General features: G+C 45.7%; 1 protein-coding gene. It reads left to right on the plus strand.

From position 1 onward, the window contains the following. The coding region (locus B0E44_RS18830) for a hypothetical protein (RefSeq protein ID WP_165688798.1) at positions 1 to 433 on the plus strand (433 nt) is incomplete at both ends.

Genomic DNA, 433 nt, shown 5'->3' on the forward strand with positions numbered 1-433 from the left:
TAACGCCAAAACCTGCAGATATAGTAACGAATCAAACCATTTGTTCGGGAGCGACCTTCACCTGGAACGGTACGGATTATACAACGAATCAGACAGGAACAAGATTCCCAGGAGCAGACGGTTGTACTGCAGATCAAGTATTGAACTTGACTGTAACGCCAAAACCTGCAGATATAGTAACGAATCAAACGATTTGTTCGGGAGCGACCTTCACCTGGAACGGTACGGATTATACAACGAATCAGACAGGAACAAGATTCCCAGGAGCAGACGGTTGTACGGCAGATCAAGTATTGAACTTGACTGTAACGCCAAAACCTGCAGATATAGTAACGAATCAAACCATTTGTTCGGGAGCGACCTTCACCTGGAACGGTACGGATTATACAACGAATCAGACAGGAACAAGATTCCCAGGAGCAGACGGTTGTAC

Origin of the sequence: Flavobacterium sp. A45 (assembly GCF_002001005.1) — a bacterium.
In the GTDB taxonomy this organism is placed as follows: Bacteria; Bacteroidota; Bacteroidia; order Flavobacteriales; family Flavobacteriaceae; genus Flavobacterium.